The 3,412-nt window shown below is 65.6% G+C and carries 3 protein-coding genes; all 3 read left to right on the top strand.

The window, feature by feature from the left end; genetic code table 11:
* Nucleotides 1-16 precede the first annotated feature (16 nt).
* Complete coding sequence (locus ACP5E6_RS15760) at nt 17-1,039, top strand: ABC transporter substrate-binding protein (RefSeq protein WP_427955641.1); 1,023 nt, start codon at nt 17-19, stop codon at nt 1,037-1,039.
* A complete protein-coding gene (locus ACP5E6_RS15755; RefSeq protein ID WP_427955637.1) occupies nt 1,036-2,586 on the top strand; it encodes an ABC transporter permease in 1,551 nt (516 codons plus the stop codon). The genes ACP5E6_RS15760 and ACP5E6_RS15755 overlap by 4 nt, the downstream gene beginning before the upstream one ends.
* Nucleotides 2,583-3,412: ABC transporter ATP-binding protein (locus ACP5E6_RS15750; RefSeq protein ID WP_427955634.1), on the top strand; the 830-nt coding region annotated here is incomplete at its 3' end. The genes ACP5E6_RS15755 and ACP5E6_RS15750, both read left to right, overlap by 4 nt.

Genomic DNA, 3,412 nt, shown 5'->3' with positions numbered 1-3,412 from the left:
AGCTTCGGAGGAACGAATGCGTAAACTTGTCGTCCTGATTGGCAGCATGATCGTCGTGGTGGTCGCTGTCGTGCTACTGTGGCCGAGCCGGCGTCAGGGTCTGGTCGTTTACTCAGCCCTCGATTATGGGCCTGCCGTTGCCAAGGCATTCACCGCAAAGACCGGGATTCCAGTCAGGACGATCCGTCTGCCCACCGGGGGATTGCTCGCGCGGATCACGGCGGAAGGCCACCATCCGGACTGGAATCTGGGATGGTTCGACGGCGCGACCGCGGCGGTTCTGCTCGATCGGGCCGGGTTGCTGGCGCATGGGTTGAAGCCACCGGCGGATCTGTCGGCGATCGGGCAGAGCATGACCAGTCCGAACGGGGCGTTCGTCCCAACCGGACTGACCCTGGCCGGTGTTTTCATCGCACCGCGGTCGAGCGACCTGCCGGTGCCCGGCACCTGGGCCGATCTTCTGAAACCGGTCTATCGGGGCGACATCGGGATGAACGATCCCTCGATCTCCGGCCCGACCTATCCGGCGCTGGCCGGCATGATCAAATCAGCGGGCGGGTGGCCCGCCGGCAAATCCTATGTCGAGGCCCTTAAAGCCAACGGGCTGCATGTATTCGCCAAGAACGACGCCACGCTGGCGGCGTTGCGGAACGGCACGATCAAGCTGGCGGTGGTGCAGTCATCTGCGGCGATCAACACGGCGGACAATATTGACCGCAACCTGCACGTGGTGTTTCCCAAACCCTCCTACGCCCTGCCCAATGTGATCGTCATGGCGAAGGGATTACAGGGGCGACGGCGGACCGAAGCGCTGCGGTTCATCGCCTATGTCAATTCGCCGGCCGGCCAGATGATCCGCATGAAATACGGGGAGGGTGACGGGTATTACTGGCCGGTCACTACGAATGTCGCCGCTCGGAAGGCGCTGCCAGCCCTCGATACGCTCGATCTCGGCCGGCTGAACGCGGAACGCTGGGGGGCGCGGCAGGACGAGATCACGGCCTGGTTTGCGCATACGATCATCGGATCGGGCTCGTGAAACGCGCCCAGATCGTCGGTCAAGCCGTCGTACTGGCCCTGATCCTGTTTCTGTTCGCTTATCCGCTGATCAGGCTGCTGATTCTGCCGCTGTTGAGGGCGACGCACCAGGGGGCCGGATGGCAGCCGTTGCTGGATTCCTTGGGGCTCGGGTTAGTCACCGGTATGATTGCGGCACCGCTGGGTGCGATTCTAGCCTCGTTCATCACCACGCGATCCGGGCCGGTCGCCATGCTGACGGGGGTGACGCTCTGGGTGCTGTTTCTGGCCCCGAGCTATGTGCTGACAACCGGGTGGATGATCGTGTTCAGAACGCCCGCAGGACGGGATACGCTGGCTGGTCAGGCGTTTTTCGGACCTGCGGGCCTGATCCTGCTGTATGTCGTCAAGGCGGTGCCGTTCTCGGCGTTCGTCGCTCGTACGACACTCGGTGGCACGGGGGCGGCGCTTGGCGAAGCCGCGCTGATCCACGGGTTGAGCCGCATCCGGCGGTTCGGGATTTCGCTGCGCCTGCTCACCCCTGCGCTGGTCACCGCATTCGCCATCGCCGTGATCGAGACGATGCAGGAATTCGGCATTCCGGCGACGCTCGGTACCGCGACCCGTCTGCCGATCCTGACCTATGCGATCTACCAGCGACTTGCTGAAACACCGACCGATTTTGCCGGGGCTGCCATCCTGTGCTGGCGGCTGATCGGGTTGGCCGCGGTACTGGCCGCAGCCAGTTTCGCGGTCCAGCGCCGGAATGCCGCGTTGCGCACCGGCCGCGCCCGCGCCGTGCTAAGGTGCCCCCCAGGTCGGATCGCGGCGGGCGGTGTCGCCTTTATCGTCGCTGTGCTGCTGCTGGTCGGGGCCGCCGTGCCGATCGTGGCGCTGGCGACCCGCGCGCTGGCGGGGCCTGCTGCCGCCACCCCGCATCTCGGTGCGGTGTTGCGGTCGCTCGGGTTCGGACTGGTCGGCGCGACGCTGGCGATGCTGGTGGCGATTACCCTGATCAAGATCCGCGCTGGCGGGGTGCGACGCCTGACCGGTGCGATCGATGCGGTGCTGATCGCCAATCTCGCAGTTCCGGGGCTGGTGCTTGGTGCGGCCTATATCGTGGCGTTCAATAATGGGGTGCTGCCGCTGTATGGAACCACCGCCCTTCTGATCATCGCCTATGCGGCCGGGATGATTCCGATCGCGCTGCGCATGGTTCAGGGGGCGTTTGGCGATCTGGACCGGAATCTGGGTGCGGCCGCCCGGCTCCACGGGCTGGCGCTCGTGACCCGCGCGATCGACATCGAAGCCACCCTGCTTGCCGAGCCAATCGCCTACGGGTTTCTGCTGGTCTGCAGCGCGATCATGTTCGAACTGCCGATTTCGGAGCTGCTCTATCCGCCAGGCGAGACACCGCTCGGCGTGGCCATCGTGACGCTCGATCAGATGAGCGAATTCGCCGCCGCGGCTCGGCTCGCACTTCTGGGGTTTGCGGCGATGACGGGGCTGGCATTGCTCTGCCTCGCTGCGATCCGACTGGCGGCGCCGCGCCGGGCGGTTCACGCATGACCGCGGCACTGACCGTCCAGCATGTCGTGCGGCGGATCGCGGGGCGCGCGGTACTCGATGATCTGTCGCTCTCGATTGATGCCGGGGAGTGCCTCGTGCTGGCCGGTGAATCCGGATCGGGCAAGACGAGCCTGCTGAGGCTGGTGGGCGGGCTCGATCGGGCGGATTGCGGTGTGATAGGCATCGGCGACACGATCGTGGAAAATGCCAATGGCACTTTCGTTCCCCCCGAGCGCCGAGGGCTTGGGATGGTGTTTCAGGATTTCGCGCTCTGGCCGCATCTGTCGGTTCTCGAAAACGTGACACTTGCCATACCGGGGCGTGGCGATCGTCGTTCCCGCGCTTATGAGTTGCTCGAACGGATGGGGGTTGCCGCCTGTGCGCGGCGCCTGCCGTCGACCCTGTCCGGTGGGCAGCAGCAGCGCGTCGGCATCGCCCGGGCGCTGGCGGCACAACCCCGGCTGCTGCTGCTCGATGAACCGTTCTCCAGCCTCGATCTGGAAACGCGTGAAACATTGCGGGTCGAACTGCGGCGCCTGATCCGCGATACCGGACTGACGGCGTTGTGCGTCTCGCATGATCCCACCGATTGCACGCATCTGGCGGATCGGGTGGCGGTGCTGGAAGCCGGTCGGATCAGCCAATGTGCCGCGCCCGAACATCTGTATGACGCACCGGCAAGCGCCTATGCCGCTCGTCTGGCAGGATTGGCCGGCGGGGTTGTGGTGAGGGCGCATACCGGCGGGGGACAGCTGACCATCGATTTCGGCGGCGGCGCCATGACCCTGCCGAGCCCATCCGCGACCGGCGAGATCCGCGATCGTGC

It is taken from the genome of Acidiphilium sp. (genome assembly GCF_049977125.1).
Taxonomy (GTDB): Bacteria; Pseudomonadota; Alphaproteobacteria; order Acetobacterales; family Acetobacteraceae; genus Acidiphilium.
The sequence above is the reverse complement of the archived record's forward strand: the minus strand, read 5'-3'. Positions and strand labels throughout refer to the sequence as shown.